At 74.9% G+C, this 16,570-nt stretch carries 14 protein-coding genes; 6 read left to right on the top strand and 8 right to left on the bottom strand.

Translation table 11 applies throughout. The features are described 5' to 3' along the window. Positions 1 to 11: 11 nt before the first annotated feature. Entirely contained in the window at positions 12 to 1,205 is a 1,194-nt protein-coding gene (locus tag ACIPSC_RS26405) for an acyl-CoA dehydrogenase family protein (protein ID WP_400828539.1), read from the top strand. Positions 1,206 to 1,421: 216 nt separating this feature from the next. On the opposite strand, the gene ACIPSC_RS26410 is transcribed toward ACIPSC_RS26405, so the two are convergent. Beyond that, a complete protein-coding gene (locus ACIPSC_RS26410) occupies positions 1,422 to 2,144 on the bottom strand; it encodes a hypothetical protein (RefSeq protein ID WP_400828540.1) in 723 nt (240 codons plus the stop codon). Positions 2,145 to 2,348: 204 nt separating this feature from the next. Here ACIPSC_RS26410 and ACIPSC_RS26415 point away from each other — a divergent pair, with 204 nt between their 5' ends. The 3 genes from ACIPSC_RS26415 (at position 2,349) to ACIPSC_RS26425 (ending at position 7,434) form a co-directional block, all read left to right on the top strand. After that, entirely contained in the window at positions 2,349 to 4,007 is a 1,659-nt protein-coding gene (locus ACIPSC_RS26415) for a 4-coumarate--CoA ligase family protein (RefSeq protein ID WP_400828541.1), read from the top strand. Positions 4,008 to 4,198: 191 nt separating this feature from the next. Further along, positions 4,199 to 4,819 (top strand): TetR/AcrR family transcriptional regulator, encoded by a 621-nt coding sequence (locus ACIPSC_RS26420; protein WP_400828542.1) that lies wholly within the window; start codon positions 4,199 to 4,201, stop codon positions 4,817 to 4,819. Positions 4,820 to 4,968: 149 nt separating this feature from the next. Then, entirely contained in the window at positions 4,969 to 7,434 is a 2,466-nt protein-coding gene (locus ACIPSC_RS26425; RefSeq protein ID WP_400828543.1) for a SpoIIE family protein phosphatase, read from the top strand. Between the two features lie 132 nt (positions 7,435 to 7,566). Here ACIPSC_RS26425 and ACIPSC_RS26430 read toward each other — a convergent pair whose 3' ends face one another. The 7 genes from ACIPSC_RS26430 to ACIPSC_RS26460 all read right to left on the bottom strand — a co-directional run bounded on the left by ACIPSC_RS26430 (position 7,567) and on the right by ACIPSC_RS26460 (position 14,547). After that, entirely contained in the window at positions 7,567 to 9,192 is a 1,626-nt protein-coding gene (locus ACIPSC_RS26430; protein ID WP_400828544.1) for an MFS transporter, read from the bottom strand. Positions 9,193 to 9,261: 69 nt separating this feature from the next. After that, a complete protein-coding gene (locus ACIPSC_RS26435; protein WP_400828545.1) occupies positions 9,262 to 9,825 on the bottom strand; it encodes a TetR/AcrR family transcriptional regulator in 564 nt (187 codons plus the stop codon). A gap of 190 nt (positions 9,826 to 10,015) precedes the next feature. Then, positions 10,016 to 10,408, bottom strand: coding sequence for a cell division protein SepF (locus ACIPSC_RS26440; RefSeq protein WP_400828546.1), 393 nt, complete (start codon positions 10,406 to 10,408; stop codon positions 10,016 to 10,018). A 268-nt stretch (positions 10,409 to 10,676) separates the two neighbouring features. Continuing rightward, the gene (locus tag ACIPSC_RS26445) at positions 10,677 to 11,195 is read right to left on the bottom strand and encodes a DinB family protein (RefSeq protein ID WP_400828547.1); all 519 of its coding nucleotides are present in this window, start codon (positions 11,193 to 11,195) and stop codon (positions 10,677 to 10,679) included. A gap of 81 nt (positions 11,196 to 11,276) precedes the next feature. Then, positions 11,277 to 12,050 carry a TVP38/TMEM64 family protein gene (locus ACIPSC_RS26450; protein ID WP_400828548.1) on the bottom strand — a complete coding sequence of 258 codons (774 nt, stop codon included), beginning with the start codon at positions 12,048 to 12,050 and terminating at the stop codon, positions 11,277 to 11,279. A gap of 168 nt (positions 12,051 to 12,218) precedes the next feature. Beyond that, entirely contained in the window at positions 12,219 to 12,998 is a 780-nt protein-coding gene (locus tag ACIPSC_RS26455; protein ID WP_400828549.1) for a dienelactone hydrolase family protein, read from the bottom strand. Positions 12,999 to 13,212: 214 nt separating this feature from the next. Beyond that, a complete protein-coding gene (locus tag ACIPSC_RS26460) occupies positions 13,213 to 14,547 on the bottom strand; it encodes an MFS transporter (RefSeq protein ID WP_400828550.1) in 1,335 nt (444 codons plus the stop codon). A gap of 188 nt (positions 14,548 to 14,735) precedes the next feature. On the opposite strand from ACIPSC_RS26460, the gene ACIPSC_RS26465 reads away from it, so the two are divergent. Next, the gene (locus tag ACIPSC_RS26465; protein WP_400828551.1) at positions 14,736 to 15,929 is read left to right on the top strand and encodes an ROK family transcriptional regulator; all 1,194 of its coding nucleotides are present in this window, start codon (positions 14,736 to 14,738) and stop codon (positions 15,927 to 15,929) included. Positions 15,930 to 16,150: 221 nt separating this feature from the next. Continuing rightward, the gene (locus ACIPSC_RS26470) at positions 16,151 to 16,567 is read left to right on the top strand and encodes a molybdopterin-binding protein (RefSeq protein ID WP_400828552.1); all 417 of its coding nucleotides are present in this window, start codon (positions 16,151 to 16,153) and stop codon (positions 16,565 to 16,567) included. Positions 16,568 to 16,570: the final 3 nt, after the last annotated feature.

Raw genomic sequence — 16,570 nt, forward strand, 5'->3', positions numbered from 1 at the left:
ACGTACCGCCCATGTCCGCACCGCGCACCACCACGCCCACCGTCGGCAGCCGGCTCATCGAGACGCCCGAGCGCCAGGCCCTGCGCCGCGCCGTCGCCGAACTCGGCAACCGCTACGGCTCCGCGTACTTCCTCGGCAAGGCCCGTGCCGGCGAGGCAGCCGACGAACTCTGGGCCGAGGCCGGCAAGGCCGGTTACCTCGGGGCCAACCTGCCCGCCGAGTACGGAGGCGGGGGCGGTGGCATCACCGACCTCGCCATCGTGCTGGAGGAACTCGGCACCGCAGGCTGCCCGTTGCTGCTGCTCGTCGTCTCCCCGGCGATCTGCGGCACGGTCATCGCCCGCTTCGGCACCGAGGAGCAGAAGCGCCGGTGGCTGCCCGGACTCGCCGACGGCACCCGGCGGATGGCCTTCGGCATCACCGAGCCGGACGCCGGCTCCAACTCCCACCGCATCTCCACCGTCGCCCGCCGCGACGGCGAGGACTGGCTGTTGACCGGTCGGAAGGTGTTCGTCTCCGGCATCGACCACTGCGACGCCGTGCTGTTCGTGGCCCGGACCGAGGACGCCCGGACCGGCAAGCTCAAGCCGGCCCTGTTCGTCGTGCCGCGCGAGGCGCCGGGCTTCGAGTACCGGGCGATCCCGATGGAGCTGGTGTCCCCCGAGAAGCAGTTCCAGGTCTTCCTGGACGACGTCCGGCTGCCTGCCGAGGCTCTCGTCGGCGACGAGGACGCGGGGCTGCTCCAGCTCTTCGCCGGGCTCAACCCGGAACGGATCATGACCGCCGCCTTCTCCCTCGGGCTCGCCCGGCAGGCGCTCGGCAAGGCGGTCGAGTACGCGAAGACCCGCACGGTCTGGTCGACGCCGATCGGTGCCCACCAGGGCCTGGCCCATCCGCTGGCGCAGTGCGCGGTGGAGATCGAGCTGGCCCGGCTGATGAACCAGAAGGCCGGTCTGCTCTACGACGCGGGCGACGACCTGGCGGCCGGCGAGGCGGCCAACATGGCCAAGTACGCGGCGGGCGAGGCCGCGGCCAGGACCGTCGACCAGGCGGTGCAGACCCTCGGCGGCAACGGGCTGACCCAGGAGTACGGGCTGGCCGCGCTGATCGCCGCGACCCGGGTCGGCCGGGTGGCCCCGGTCAGCCGGGAGATGGTCCTCAACTACGTCGCCCAGCACACCCTCGGCCTGCCCAAGTCCTACTGAGCCCCGGCCGGGCGCCGCGCGCCGCCACCGGGCGCGCCCAGCGGCAGGCCGCCGCGGGCGGCCGATCCGTCGTGCACCAGCCGGGCCCCGGCGACCGCCGCGAGTGCGACGGCCCCGGCCGTGAGCCGGCCGGGGCCCCTGCGCGGGCCCGACGATCCCTGCGGGGCGCGGGAACCGACGGACCCGCGCCTGCGCGGCGCGCGGTGGCGGTGCCGGTCAGGACTCGGCATTGCGTCCCGAGCGCCGGCGCAGCGAGCGGACGCCGAACCAGCCCGCGGTGGCGATCAGAGCGGCGCCGCCGAGCACCTCGCCCGTGTTCGGGCCGGAGGTGCCGCCACCGCCGGTGCCGACTCCGCCGACGGGGTGGGGCTTCGGGGAGAGGCTGGGCGAGCCGCCATGGGTGCCCGGAGTCGGCGAGGGCGAGGGCGAGGGGCTGGGAGAGCCGCTGGGCGGGGCGGAGGGCGAAGCGGTGGAGATGGGCGAGGCGGTGGACGTCGGAGAGCCGGTGGCGGTCGGCGAGCCGGAGGCGCACCGGACCATGAACGTCTTGTGCTTGGCGCTGCCGTTCTCACCGACGAAGGTCCAGGTGAGCTGGTAGTGACCGTCCGGGAGGCTGTAGTTGCTGGTGCTGCCGGTGCCGTTGGTCAGCACCAGCGCGCCGGCCAGCACCAGGGCGTTCCCGGTCGGCTGCTGCTGCTCGATCGTCCAGCTGACCAGCGTGATGGTGTCGAAGTTGAACGCGTCCAGGTAGAACTGGCAGACCTGCGGGTCGTTGTTCTGACTGTCCACCGCGGTGGCGCTGTCGTGGATCTTGACGTCGCCGTTGTCACCGGGTGCGGCGACCGCGAGCGGTGCCGAGGCGAAGGCGAGCGCGGCGGCCGCGGCGGTGGCGGCCAGGATCCGGCGGGGCGCGGGCAGCTGTCGGGTGGTGCGTCTCACGGTGGGGTGCTCCCTGGTCGGGGGCCGTCCTCGGGGGCGGGCGGCCATGCAGGAAACGGTCGGCGCGTCCGCCGGGCGCGGCAAGCGTGCCACGCGCGCGCCCCCGAACCTTCGTCACAATGGCGCAGCGCTCCGCCACTGTCCGTATGCTCCTGTCCCGCGCGCCCGGCCGGCGGTGCTCCGTGACTGCCCGCCACCTGTTTGATGATTCGTCAACTACCTGCGAGGAGGCATGCCTTGGTGTTCCACAGCGAGTTCCCGGATGTCGCGGTCGTCGACCTGCCGATCCATGAGGCGGTCCTGGGCGGCGCCGACGGCTTCGGCGACCGGCCGGCCCTGGTGGACGGGGTCACGGGGGAGTCGGTGAGCTACGCGCGGCTCGTCGCGGCGGTGCGCCGGGTGGCGGCCGGTCTGGCCGAGGCGGGCGTGCGGCACGGCGACGTGCTGGCGCTCTTCAGCCCGAACACGATCGGCTATCCGATGGCCTTCTACGGCGCCACCCGCGCCGGCGCCACGGTGACCACGGTCTCCTCGCTCGCCACCGCGGGCGAGCTGGCCGGCCAGCTCGCCGACAGCGGCGCCCGCTGGCTGGTCACCGTCTCGCCGTTCCTGGCCACCGCCCGGCAGGCCGCGGAGAAGCTCGCGGCCGAGGGCACCCCGCTGGCGGAGATCATCGTGCTGGACGGCGTCGAGGGCCACCGCTCGCTGGCCGACCTGCTCGCCGCCTCCGGCCCCGAGCCGGAGCCGGAGCTCGACCCCGGCACCGACATCGCCGTCCTGCCCTACTCCAGCGGAACCACCGGACTGCCCAAGGGCGTGATGCTCACCCACCGGTCGATCGCCACCAACCTGGCCCAGACCGACGCCCTCTACCGCCCCGCAGCGGGCGAGCGGGTCCTCGCCGTCCTCCCGTTCTTCCACATCTACGGCCTCGCGGCGTTGCTCAACCAGCCGCTGCGCTGCGGCGCCACCGTCGTCGTACTGCCCCGCTTCGACCTGGAGCAGTTCTGCCGCACCATCGAGGAGCAGCGCGTCCAGGCGCTGATCGTGGCGCCGCCGATCGCCCTGGCGCTGGCCAAGCACCCGATCGTCGACCGCTTCGACCTCTCCTCGCTGGAGTACCTGCTGTGCGCGGCCGCGCCGCTGGACCACGAGCTGGCCGAGGCGTGCGCCCGCCGGCTGGGCCTGCCGCGGATCCTCCAGGGCTACGGGATGACCGAGCTCTCCCCGGTCACCCATGTGGTCTCGCCGGACGAGAGCGACCCCTCGCCGGGCTCGGTCGGCCGGATGGTGCCCTCCACCGAGCTGCGGGTCGTCGCGCTCGACGGAACCGGCAGCGTCACCGGCAGCGGAACCGGTACCGGTAGCGGTACCGGCGACCTCGGCCCGGGCGAGCGGGGCGAGCTGCTGATCCGCGGGCCGCAGGTGATGAAGGGCTACTTCGGCCGCCCCTCCGACACCGCCGCCACCATCGACGCCGATGGCTGGCTGCACACCGGCGACGTCGGCTACGTGGACGAGCGCGGCTACCTGTTCATCGTCGACCGGGTGAAGGAGCTGATCAAGTACAAGGGCTACCAGGTCGCGCCCGCCGAGCTGGAGGCGCTGCTGCTCGGCCACCCCGGGATTGCCGACGCGGCGGTGATCGGGGTGGTGGACGCGGACGGCACCGAGCGGCCCAAGGCCTTCGTGGTCCGCGCGCCCGGCTCCACGCTCACCGAGGAGGAGGTGACCGCCTTCGTGGCCGGCCAGGTCGCCCCGTACAAGAAGGTCCGGGCGGTGGAGTTCCTGGACGCCGTGCCCAAGTCCGCGGCCGGCAAGATCCTCCGCCGGGAGCTGCGGGCGCGGGAAGCCGGCCGCTGAGCCGTCGGCCCGCCGCGGTGGGCGCCGCCCGGTACCCCGCCGGGCCGCCCGCCGCACGGGCCCGCCCGCCCGCCCGAACCCGCCCGCACGCGTCCCCGTGCACCCGCACGCGCCCGCCCGCCGGGCCGCTCCCGCGGTCTGCGAGGATCGACCCCTGAGCACCGCCGCACGGACAGGACCAGTCGCCGCCGATGACCACCCACCCCGCCGCCCGCACCCCGCAGCAGGACCGCAGCCGCGCCACCCGGCAGCGGCTGCTGGCGGCGGCCGTCGACTGCCTCGCCGAGGTCGGCTGGAACGGCTCCACGGTCAGCGTCGTCGCCGAGCGCGCCGGCGTCTCCCGCGGCGCGGCCCAGCACCACTTCCCGACCCGCGAGGACCTCTTCACCGCGGCCGTCGAGCACGTCACCGCCGAACGGCTGGCGGCCGTCCGCGCCCACGCGGACGAGCTGCCCGCCGTCGGCCCGGCCCGGACCGAGGCCGTCGTCGACATGATCGTGCGCCTCTACACCGGCCCGCTGTTCCGCGCCGCCCTGCACCTGTGGGTGGCCGCCGCCACCGAGGAGCCGCTGCGCGAGCGGATCGTCGCGCTGGAGGGCCACGTGGGCCGCGAGGCCCACCGGGCCACCGTCGAGTTCCTCGGGGCGGACGAGAGCGCCCCCGGCGTCCGCGAGACCGTGCAGGCCACCCTCGACATGGCGCGCGGCCTCGGCCTGGCCAATCTGCTCACCGACGACAGCGCCAGACGATCCGGAGTGATCCGGCAGTGGGCGAGCGTTCTTGAGGGTACGCTGCGGCCGGTACGCCCATGACGCCCGTACACCAGGTGGGTCCGGCACGCCCCTGACCAAGGGGTCGCCGGTCGGCCGATGTCCGTGCAGTCTGGAGAAGAACCCCGGCCGGCACGGACCGCGAGGCCCCGCCCGGCCGGGCACGAGCCGAACCGGGGTGCTGCCTGATCATGCACGGACACGAGTGGGACGCGACCGAAGCCGCCGGCCCCGCGCCGGACGGAACCCCCGCACGCCTCGACGGTCACCGCCTGGTCCCGCTCGCCACCGCCCTGCTCCAGGACGACGGACTCATCCTGCACTGGAGCGAGGACGCCGAGGCCCTGCTCGGCTTCTCCGCCGACGAGGCCGTCGGCAGCTACGCCGCCCAGCTCCTCACCTCCGGCGACGACCGCCCCGAGGTGCTCGCGTTGTTCGAGCGCATCATGAGCGGCAAGGGCTGGTCCGGCACCTTCCCCGTCCGGCACCGGGACGGGCACGTCGTCGAGCTGGAGTTCCGCACCTACCCGATCGCCGGACCGGCCGGCACCCTGCTGCTCCTCGCCACCGCCTCCGACACCGCGGCACTGCACCGGGTCGAGGCCGACCTCGCAGTCCTGGACGGCATCTTCGGCCAGTCCCCGATCGGCATGGCCGTCTACGACACCGACCTGCGCTACGTCCGGCTCAACAAGGCGCTGGCCCGGATGAACGGCGTCCCCGTCGAGGAGCACGTGGGCCGGCGGATCAGCGCCGTGCTGCCGGGCATCAACAGCGCCGAGATAGAACAGACCATGCGACAGGTGCTCACCACCGGCCGCCCGGTGGTCGACGCCCGCTCGCACGGCCGCGTCCCCGGCGACCCGCGCCGCGACCGCGCCTGGTCCGCCTCCTACTTCCGGCTGCAGGACTCCACCGGGCGGGTCTTCGGGGTCTGCTCGTCCATCATCGACGTCACCGAGCGGTTCCAGGCCGAGGCCCGCGCCTCCCGCGCGCAGGAACGGCTCGCCACCATCGCCGAGGCCACCGCCCGGATCGGCACCACCCTCGACCTGCAGCGCACCGCCGAGGAGCTGATCGAGGCGGTCGTGCCGCGCTTCGCCGACTTCGCCACCGTCGACCTGCTGGAGCCGGTGCTGCGCGGTGCCGAGCCCACCACCATCCCGCTGGACCGCTCCGTCCAGCTGCGCGCCGTCGCCGTCGGGGAGTCCTACGAGTCCGGCCTCGCCCTCGCCGTCGACACCGTCGGGGAGGTCTCCGAGTACGCCCCCGACCGCAGTTACACCCAGTGCCTGCGCAGCGGGCGGCCCCTGCTGCGCTCCCACGTCGACGCGGACGTGCTGCGCGGCCTGGTCGCCACCCCGGAGCGCGTCGCGCCGGGGATAGCAGCCGGCATCCACTCGTACCTGATGGTGCCGATGACCGCGCGGGGCATGGTGCTGGGCGGCGCCGAGTTCATCCGGATGCGCAACCCGGAGCCGTTCACCGACGCCGACGTCGCCCTCGCCGAGGAGCTGGTCGCCCGCACCGCGCTCGCCGTCGACAACGCCCGGCTCTACCGGCGCGAGCGCGAGACCGCGCTGACCCTGCAGCGCAGCCTGCTGCCGCAGGAGATCCACCGCACCCTCGGGCTGGAGATCGCCTACCGCTACCTGCCCAGCAGCGTGGTCAGCGAGGTCGGCGGCGACTGGTTCGACGTGGTGCCGCTCTCCTGCGGCCGGGTCGCCCTGGTGGTCGGCGACGTGATGGGCCACGGCATCCGCGCCGCCGCCACGATGGGCCAACTCCGCACGGTGGCCCGCACCCTCGCCACCCTGGACATGCCGCCGGAACAGGTGCTCACCCGGCTCGACGAGACCGCCTCGGGCATCGGCGAGGGCCAGTTCGCCACCTGCATCTGCGCCGTCTACGACCCGCTGGAGCGCACCGTCCAGGTCGCCTCGGCGGGCCACCTGCCGCCGGTGTGGGTCGGCCCGGACGGCACCACCCGCAGGGTCGACGTGCCGCCCGGCGTCCCGCTCGGCGTCGGCGGGGTGGCCTTCGAGTCGATCGAGTTCGCCCTCCCCGAGGGTGCCATGGTCGCCCTCTACACCGACGGCCTGGTCGAGCGGCGCGGCCAGGACCTCGACGACGGCATCGACCTGCTCGCCCGCACCCTGGCCGGGCCCGGCCGCACCCTGGAGGCGAGCTGCGACGCCGTGCTCGGCGCGCTGGTCACCGACGGCACGGACGACGACATCGCGATGATCATGGCCCGGGTGCTGCCGCTGCCCGCCGACCGGATCGCCACCCTCCCGCTCACCGGCGGCGGCCGCCTGCCCGGCAAGGCCCGCCGCTTCACCCGCAGCACCCTGGAGACCTGGGGCCTGTCCGCGCTCTCCGACTACGCCGAGCTGCTGGTCAGCGAGCTGGTCACGAACGCCCTGCTGCACGCCGACGCCCCGCGCCGGCTCCGGCTCTTCCGCGACCGGGTGCTCACCGTCGAGGTCGCCGACGCCGGCGGGCAGACGCCCCAGCTGCGCCCGTTCGCCGAGCAGGACGAGGGCGGCCGCGGCATGTTCCTGGTCAGCGAGCTGGCCCAGCGCTGGGGCAGCCGGCTGACCCGGGACGGCAAGGTGGTCTGGGCCGAGCTGGAGCTCCCCTTCGGGACGGGCTGACACCGCCGGGCCCGAGACCGCCGGGCCGGAGTCCGCCGCTCCTGAGACCGTCGGCCCGAACACGCGGATCCCCGCGTCCCTGGCGGGGGACACGGGGACCAACGGACGACGGCGAGGGCACCGCGGCGGCGGTTACGCGTCCGCCTTCACCCGCTCCGCGGGCTGCTGCTCCGGCCGGTCTGCCTGCTGCGCCGGGTCGTCGTGCTGCGTCGGGTCGTCGTGCTGCGTCGGCCGGTCGTCGTGCTGCGCCGGGCGCGACAGACCGCGCAGCAGGCGCCAGGCCAGTGCCGAGGCGGCCAGCAGCGAGGCCCCGGCCAGCACCGCCGCGACGTTCATGCCGTGCACGAAGGCGTCGCGGGCGCTCGCCAGCAGCGGCTCGGCCAGCGCGGCCGGCAGGCCGGCCGCCGCCTCCACCGCACCGCCCAGCGACTCGCCCGCCCGGGCCGCCGCCTCCGGGTCGGCCCCGGCCGGGACGGCCAGCCCGCTCGCGTAGAGCGAGGTCGCCACCGAGCCGACCAGCGCGATGCCGAGCGCGGTGCCCAGCTCGTACGCCGTCTCGGAGACGGCGGAGGCGGCGCCGGCCTTGTCGGCGGGCGCAGCGCCCAGCACCAGGTCGGCGCCGAGGGTGTAGACCACGCCCTCGGCGGTGCCGACGATCAGGAAGGCGGCGGCCACCACCAGGTACGTGGTGTCCTGCTGCACCCAGCCGATCATCCCGACACCGAGGCCCATGGCCAGCAGGCCCGCGGTCAGCGCGGCCCGGGCGCCGGTGCGCCGCACCAGCCGGGCGGTCAGCAGACCGCCGACCACCGCGCCGGCGAAGGCCGGCAGCTCGGCCAGACCGGCCTGGAGCGGCTCGTAGCCGCGGACCAGCTGCAGGTACTGCGAGGTCACGAAGACCACGCCGGAGAGGCCGATCAGCGCGGTGAGCGAGGCCAGCACGGCCGCGGTGAACCGCCGGTCGGCGAAGAGCCGCACGTCCAGCAGCGGGGTCGGCAGGCGCAGCTGGCGCCGGACGAAGACGGTCAGCGCGGCGGCGCCCAGCACGCCGGCGACGGGGACGTCCCACCGGGCGACGCCGTGCGCGGCGGCCTCCTTGACGGCGTAGACCACGCCGATCACACCGGCCAGCGAGAGCAGCACGCTGAGCACGTCCCAGCGGCCGGGCCGCGGGTCCCGCGACTCGGGCAGCAGCCAGGCGCCGAGGACGAGCAGCAGGAGCAGCACCGGGATGTTCAGCAGGAAGACCGAGCCCCACCAGAAGTGCTCCAGCAGCGCCCCGCCGACGACCGGGCCGAGGGCAGCGCCGGCGGTGGCGCCGGCGCCCCAGATGCCGATCGCGGTGGCGCGCTCGCGGTCGTCCGGGAAGAGGCCGCGGATCAGCGAGAGGGTGGACGGCATGATGGTCGCCCCGGCCACGCCGAGCAGCGCGCGGGCCAGGATCAGCCAGCCCGGGCCGGGGGCGTAGGCGGCGAGCAGGGACGCGGCGCCGAAGGCGGTGGAGCCGGCCAGCAGCAGCTTCTTGCGGCCGATCCGGTCGCTCAGCGCGCCCATGCTGACCAGCAGGCCGGCCAGCACGAAGGAGTAGGCGTCGCCGATCCAGAGCAACTGGGTGCCGCTGGGGCGGAGCGTCTCGCTGATCGAGGGTATGGCGAGGGAGAGGACGGTCGCGTCGACGGCGACCAGGGTGACGGCCAGGACGAGGACGGCGAGGCCGGTCCAGCGCTGGCGGGGGCTGGCGTGGAGGGTGCTGCTCATGGGGTATCGGTTTCCGACCGCCGGTTCCGGCGGCCTGTGCGTCCGAGGTGCTGTGGGTGGGTGGACGGGTTACTGCGGGTCCGGCTGCGGCGGGGTGCGCAGGGCTCCGCCGAGGAAGAGCTCGGCGAGCGAGAACGCCGCGTCGCGCGGGGCGAGCCGGCCGTCCTGGATCGCCCAGCCGATTCCGGCGACCAGGTCGAAGAAGGCCTCGCTGAGCCAGGCGGCGGAGAGCTCGACGCGGAAGACGCCCTGCTGCTGGCCGCGCAGGAAGAGCGCGTGCATCCGGACGATCTGCGACTCCCAGAGCTCGTCGATGGCCTCGTCGTCGTAGAGCTGGTTCTCGCCGGCCAGGAAGGCGCAGAGCGCGGCGTCCGGGACGACCGCGTCGACGAGGCGGCGCAGTGCCGCATGCGGGTCGCCGTCCTCGATGGCCGCGGTGTCCAGGGCGGCGCGGAACCGCTGCAGGCCGAGCAGGCCGACCTCGCGGATCAGCGCGTCCCGGCCGGGGAAGAGCCGGTGGAGGGTGGCGCGGCTGATGCCCGCAGCGCGGGCGATCTCGTCGAGGTGCGCGGTGGGGCGGCGGGAGAGCACGCCCACGGCAGCTTCGAGGACGGCATCGCGATCGGTGGCCATGATGCAAGCATACATCGATTGAGACATCAGTGTCTCAATCGAAGATGGAGTGATGCAGATGAGTCGGTAGTGAAGCGCTGTGGGCGGGTGCTCCGAGGCGGGTGGCCCGGGACGGACAGCAAAGAGACCGGGGACGGCGGTGGCCGTCCCCGGTCTCTGCGGTCGCGCGTACTGGGCTGCGCGCGGGTGCTCAGCTCTGGTTGTAGAACCCGGTGTCGTCCAGCGGTCGGTCGATCACCATCACCTCGACGTCCGCCGGGGTGAGCAGGAACACCCGGCGGGCGATCCGCTCGATGCCGCCGCAGGTGCCGAAGATCAGCCCGGAGGCGAAGTCGACCATGCGCTTGGCCTCGGCCTCCTCCATCTCGGTGAGGTCCATGACCACCGGCGTGCTCGCCCGGATGTGCTCACCGACCGTCCGGGCGGCCTCGAAGCCGGTCGGCCGCAGGGAGACGATCTTCGTGGGGGCGGGGGAGGACGGAACCGTCTCCTGCTCGATCCACTCGTCGTCGTACACCGCGGCCGGGTAGTTCCCGGAGGGCATCAGCCACCCGTTGTGGTGCTCGTCGCGAAGTGCTCCCATGCCGCGCCTCCCTGCCTCGTTCCGTACAGGTCCCCCGGTGCGCGTGTCCTTTTGACACGTCATCCACTCGTCGGAACTGTCCGAGTATCGCACTGATCACCGGTCCCGTGCCCGCTCGCGACCCCCGTACGAGTCGTGCCGCGCCGGAAACCCGGGCGAACCCGGGCAACTGTTGCGACGCAAGGGAACCGCGGACGGTTGCGCGCGTAGACCATATCGGTCGCGGTCACCGCCCAATTGACCACTTGTCAACAATGCGGAAACGATTTCACTCGCCGGTGACGCCGTCCACCAGCTCCCGGAGCAGATCGGCGTGCCCGTTGTGTCGCGCGTACTCCTCGACCATGTGGACGAGGATCCAGCGGAGCGTCACCTGCTCGCCACGGCGGTCGCGTTTGCCGGCCGTCTCCAGCGGCAGCCCCTCGGACGCGGCCCGGGCGGCGGCCACCTCGGCCCGCCAGACGGCGAAGTCCGCCGCGGCGTCGGCACCGTCGATGTTGTCGAAGTCGCCGTCCGGGTCCTCGCGGGTCCAGTACAGGCCGTCGGGGCCGGTGTCCTCGCCGAGGAGGATGGTCCGGAACCAGTACCGCTCGACCTCGGCCATGTGCCGGACCAGCCCGAGCAGCGAGAGCGTGGACGGCGGGACGGACCGCAGCTTCAGCTGCTCGTCGGTCAGCCCCTCGCACTTCAGCGCGAGGGTGGCGCGGTGGTAGTCGAGCCAGGCGGTCAGCATCGCGGGCTCGTCCGCCGCCATCGGGGGATCGATCCGGGTGGTCGTCGTCGTCATGGCCGCCATCGTGGCGCACCCGGCGTCGCGGACGCGAGCGAATAGTCGGCGGAGGCGGGGCGTGCCGCCGGTCGGGGGCGCTCAGGCCGCGCTCGAACGCCGCCGCGCGACCGCCCGCCAGAGTCCCACCAGGCTCCCCACGAGCAGCACGCCGATCGTGCCGGCCGAGAGCAGGAACGCGGCCGAGCCGGGCTCGTCCGCACTGGCGGCCGCCGTGACGTAGACGGCCGTCGCCGGGGTCACGCCGAGCGCGGTGGCGACCAGGAACGGCACGAACCGCACGCCGGAGAAGGCCGCGCCGTAGTTGCCGGCCTGGAACGGAAGCCCGGGCATCAGCCGGAGCACCAGCACGCTGCGGAAGCCCTGCTCGGTGAACCGCTTGTCCAGGGCGAGCAGCATCCGCCCCCGCAGGTAGGGGCGGAGCGCCTCGCGTCCGAGCAGACGCCCCAGGGCGAAGGCCATCGCCGCGCCCAGCGTGGTGCCGACCACCGCCATCGCCACGCCCTGCTGGATGCCGAGCAGCAGTCCGGCCGCCGCGTTGAGCGCCGGCCGGGGGACGAAGGCGAGCGTGCCCACCGCGTACACCGCGACGAAGAGCGGTGCCAGCCAGTACCCGGGCACCCCGGCGGGCAGGCCGCCGGAGAGCAGCGCCGTCGGGCTCCAGAGCAGCAGCGAACCGGCCGCCGCGCCGAGGATCAGCACCAGCAGGGTGAACCGCAGCCACGCCGAGCGCGCGGTCGGACCGGCCGGCGGCGTGGCCGCCCCGGCGGTCGACGGCTCACCGGCCGGCGGCTCGGTGGCGGGCAGCTCGGTGGCGGGCGGCGCGGGCGGTGCGAGCGGCATGGTGTCGGGCACCGACCGAGCCTAACCGCTGCGCCCGCCCGCCCGGGCCGGGGGCCGCAGCCCGGGTGCACGACCGGCTCCGGGTGGTCGGCGCGCCCCCGCCCGGCGCGGCCGGCGCCGGCTCGGAGGGGCGGTCCTGGCTGGGGGGTCCCGGCTCGGGCTGGCTCGGAGCGGTGCGGCTCAGCTCGGCCGGCCCGGACCCGCCAGGAAGGCGAGCAGGCGCTGCCAGGCGTCCGCCGCCGCCTCGGCGTGCTCTGCGGCGCCGAGCTCGAAGAAGTTGTGCGGCGCGCGCGGATAGACGACGAAGCGGTGCGGGCAGCCGGCCGCGCCGAGCGCCCGGTCGAAGGCGTCGACCACCTCGGGTGCGATCGACTCGTCGGCGCCGCCCCAGAGCGCGAGGATCGGCGCGGTCAGCCCGGACGCGAGCTGGGTCGGGCCGGGGGCGCCGTTGATGGTGTCGGGATAGCCGTAGAAGCCGACCGCGCCGGCCAGGCCGAAGCGCGGTGCCGACGCCCGGAAGGCCTGGCGGCCGCCGAAGCAGAAGCCGAGCGCGACCACCTCCGCGGCGCCGGTCCCGCGCAGGTGCTCGACCCCGGCCGCGATGTCGGCGTCCAGGCCGTCCGGGGTGAGGGCGAGCAGGTGCGGCAGCAGTCCGGGCAGGTCACCGAATTCCGGTGCGCGCTTTTCCGGGTCGGGTCCGGCGGTGCGCCCGAAATAGTCGATCGCGAGTGCCGGGTGGCCCTGTTCGGCGAGCCGTACGGCGGTCTGCCGGTAGAAACCGGAAAGGCCCCGGTTGTCCGGCAGGACGAGGACGGCCGGGCCGGTGACCCGCACCGGCCGGGCAAGGAAGGCGCCGACCCCGGTGCCGTCCCCGGCGGTCAGGGTGAGCGCGGCGGCCTCGGCGACCGGGCCGGGCGCGGGGGTGCAGGCGGGCGGCGCGGCGTCGGCGTCGTAGCACACGGGAATTCCTTCGCTGGGCGGAAAGGCGGAACCGCCGGGCGGCTTCGCCCGACGGTCGCCGATATTAGCGGGGAATTCCCTGGAAAGGGTTTATCATATCCCTTGGAGATCTCTTTGGAAAGGCCTTTTCGATGTCATGTCGATGACGATTCGGTGATGCTCGACGGGAATTCTCGGCGGGCCGGTCGTTCGGTGTCCGGGGCCCCGCCGCCGGCTACCGGCCGGAGGGCGCGGCCGCCGTTCCGGCCGCGGCTCCGGGTGCCGACCGGGCGTCGGGGACCGTGCCTTCCGGGCCGGCCGGGCCGGCCGGGGCGTCCGGCTCGGCGCGGCGCAGCGCGCCCGCGCTCGGCAGCAGGGCGAACGCCAGGGTGGTGACCACCGCGAAGGAGGCGGTCAGCGAGGTGGCCTGGGCGAGCCCGCCGACGATGGCGGGGGCGATCAGTCCGGAGGTGTAGGTCACGGTCGCGACGCCGGCGATGGCCTGGCTCGGGTTGCTGCCGATCCGGCCGGCCGCCGCGAAGGCCAGCGGGACGACCACTGCTATCCCGATCCCGATCAGGGCGAACCCGGGGATGGCCAGCAGCGGGCTGTCCGCGCAGACCACCAGCACGCCGCCCGCGCCGGCGACCGCGCCGCTCAGCCTGGTCGCCCGGACGGCGCCGAGCCGGCGGATCGCCGCGTCGCCGGCCAGCCGGCTGACCGCCATGGTCAGCGAGAACGCCGTGTACGAGGCGGCCGCGAGGGTGGCGGAGGCGCCGGTGACGTCCTTGAGGTAGACGCCGCTCCAGTCCATCGAGGCGCCCTCGGCGAACACCGCGCAGAAGCCGACCATGCCGATCACCAGCGAGCTGCGCGGGGGCAGTGCGAACCGCGGCGGCGCTTCGGCCTCCTCGGGGGCGCGGAAGTCGGGCAGGCCGCGGCAGACCGGCTGCGCCAGGACGCAGAGCACCAGGGCGGTGACGGCCAGCTGGAGCCGGGCGTCGAGGTTCTGGTGAGCGGCCAGGATGCCGAAGGCCGAGGCCACCAGCCCGCCCGCGCTCCACATCCCGTGCAGTCCGGACATGATCGAGCGCCCGAGCCGGCGCTCGATCTCCACGCCCTGCGCGTTCATCGCGACGTCCGCCGTGCCGGCGGTCGCGCCGTACACCAGGAGGGCCGCGCAGAGGGTCGGCAGCGAGGGGGCGAGCGCGGGCAGGACCAGCGCCAGGCACCAGACCGAGAGCAGGCCGCGCACCGCTGCCCGCCCGCCGTGGCGGTGGACCACCCGGCCGGCCAGCGGCATCGCGACGAACGAGCCGATCGCCGGCATCACCAGGGCGAGGCCGAGCTGGCCGGGCGAGAGGTCCAGCCGGTCCTGGATCCACGGGATGCGGCTGACGAAGGTGCCGCCCACCGCGCCGTGCACGGCGAACACCAGGGCGATGGCGGTCCTCGCCCGGCGCGGCCGCTCCAGCGCCTCGCCGGCCGGCCCGGTCCCGGCCGGCGTGGTCGTGGCCGGCCTGCTCTCCGTCGGCCCGGCGGGTGGTCCTGCGGTCGGTGCGTCTGTCATCAGGTCTTCCCTCCCGGCCGCGCGGCGCGCGGCGATGCCCTGTGGATGGTGATTGCCGTAGGTGCTCCCAGCGGGTGTGGGGGTTCCTACCGATAGTGCCCCCGGCGGACGGCCGTCCGTGCCCGGTGCGGTTCGATAAATTATCAGGAAGGGACCCTGATAGAAACACTCTGGAAGGATGCACTTCCATGACCACCGCGCGTACGGCCACGCCGAGCACCGCCCGGGCGATCAACGACCGGCTGGCGCTCAACCTGCTGCTCGAACAGGGACCACTGACCGCCACCGAACTGCGCGACCTCACCGGCCTCTCCCGGCCCACCGTCGCCGACCTGCTGGAGCGCCTGCAGCGCACCGGCCTGGTCGCCGTCGTCGGCGAGCGCGGCGAGCAGCGGCGCGGCCCCAACGCCCGGCTGTACGCGCTCGTCGCCTCGCGCGCCCACCTCGCCGCCGTCGACGTCCGCTCCGGCGGCGTCAGCCTGGTCGTCGCCGACCTCGCCGGGCAGGCCCTGGCCACCGCCGAGCTGGCCGTCGAGGGCGACGGCGACGCCGGGACCGCCGAGCGGATCGTCCGCACCCTGCACGAGACCGCGCAGCGGGCCGGCGTCGAGCGCCTGCACACCGTCGCCGTCGGCGCCCCGGGCCTGGTCGACCCCGCCACCGGACGCCTGCACAGCACCGGCGCGCTCCCCGGCTGGCACGCCGAACTCCTCGCCGCACTGCGCGAACTGCCCGGTACCGACGTGATCCTGGAGAACGAGGTCAACCTGGCCGGGCGCGCCGAGTACCGGATCGGCGCCGCCCAGGGCCGGGACACCTTCGTCCTGATCTGGCTCGGCCACAGCGTCGGCGCCGCCGTGATCCTCGACGGGCGGCTGCGCCGCGGGGCCTCCGGCGGCACCGGCGAGATCTGCTTCCTGCCCGTGCCCGGCACCTCCGGGCTGCCCAGCGCGGTCGGGTGCGAGGAAGGTTTCCACGGTCTGGTCGGCAGCGCCGCGGTCTGCGGCCTGGCCCGCGCCCACGGCCTGCCCGCCGACCCCGCCGACGACGCGGCCGCCGCCGAGGCCGCCGTGCGCGGCGCACTCGACGCGCTCGGCGAGGGCGAGCCGGGCGCCGCCTTCCTGGACGAGCTCGCCGCACGGATTGCCGTCGGCGCGGCCGCCGTCTGCGTCGTGCTCGACCCGGGCTGCGTCGTGCTCGGCGGCGAGATCGGCCGGGCCGGCGGCGCCGAGCTGGCCGGCCGGGTCGAGCACCGGCTGGCCGGCCTCTCGCCGCTGCGCACCGAGGTCCGGGCCGGGACGGCCGGCGGCGGTGCGGTGCTCGCCGGCGCCGTCCTCACCGCCGGCGACGCCGTCCGGCGGGACCTCTTCGGCGAGCCGTAGGCCGTAGGTGTACTGACCACGTAGGGCACGCCGAAGAGGCCGACGGCCCCCGCCCGCCCCGTGCGCCGCCCGTTCGACCGGTGGCGGCCCGCTCCGCTTGGCCCCGGGGGCGCCCGGTACGGCAGGATGGCGGCGACGGTCGCGACCGCGGCCGCCACGACCCCCGAGGACGGCCCCGGCCCCCCGGGGTCCCCGATCCGAACCACCGTCAGGAGTCACCCATGGGCCAGTCCGAGGCGCCGGTCAACCCGTACCGGATCGGCGAGGCGGCGGCGATGCTCGGCGTGAGCGCCGACACCATGCGGCGCTGGGTGGACGCGGGCCGGGTCGCCGCCGAGCGCGACGAGCACGGCCACCGGATCATCCCCGGAGCCCAGCTGGCAGCCTTCGCCCGGGAGCTCGCCCGCCCCGAGAACGCCGAGGCCGAGGGGCGGCCCTCCTCGGCACGCAACCGGTTCCCCGGCATCGTCACCGACGTGGTGCTCGGGGACGTCGCCGCGCAGGTGGAGATCCAGGCCGGACCGTTCCGGGTGGTGTCGCTGATCAGCCGGGAGTCGGCCGAGGAGCTCAACCTGGTGCCCGGCACTCCCGCGACCGCCGTCATCAAGTCGACCAATGTGATGATCGAACGCCGCTGAAGC

The organism is Kitasatospora sp. NPDC090091, assembly GCF_044747365.1.
In the GTDB taxonomy this organism is placed as follows: Bacteria; Actinomycetota; Actinomycetes; order Streptomycetales; family Streptomycetaceae; genus Kitasatospora.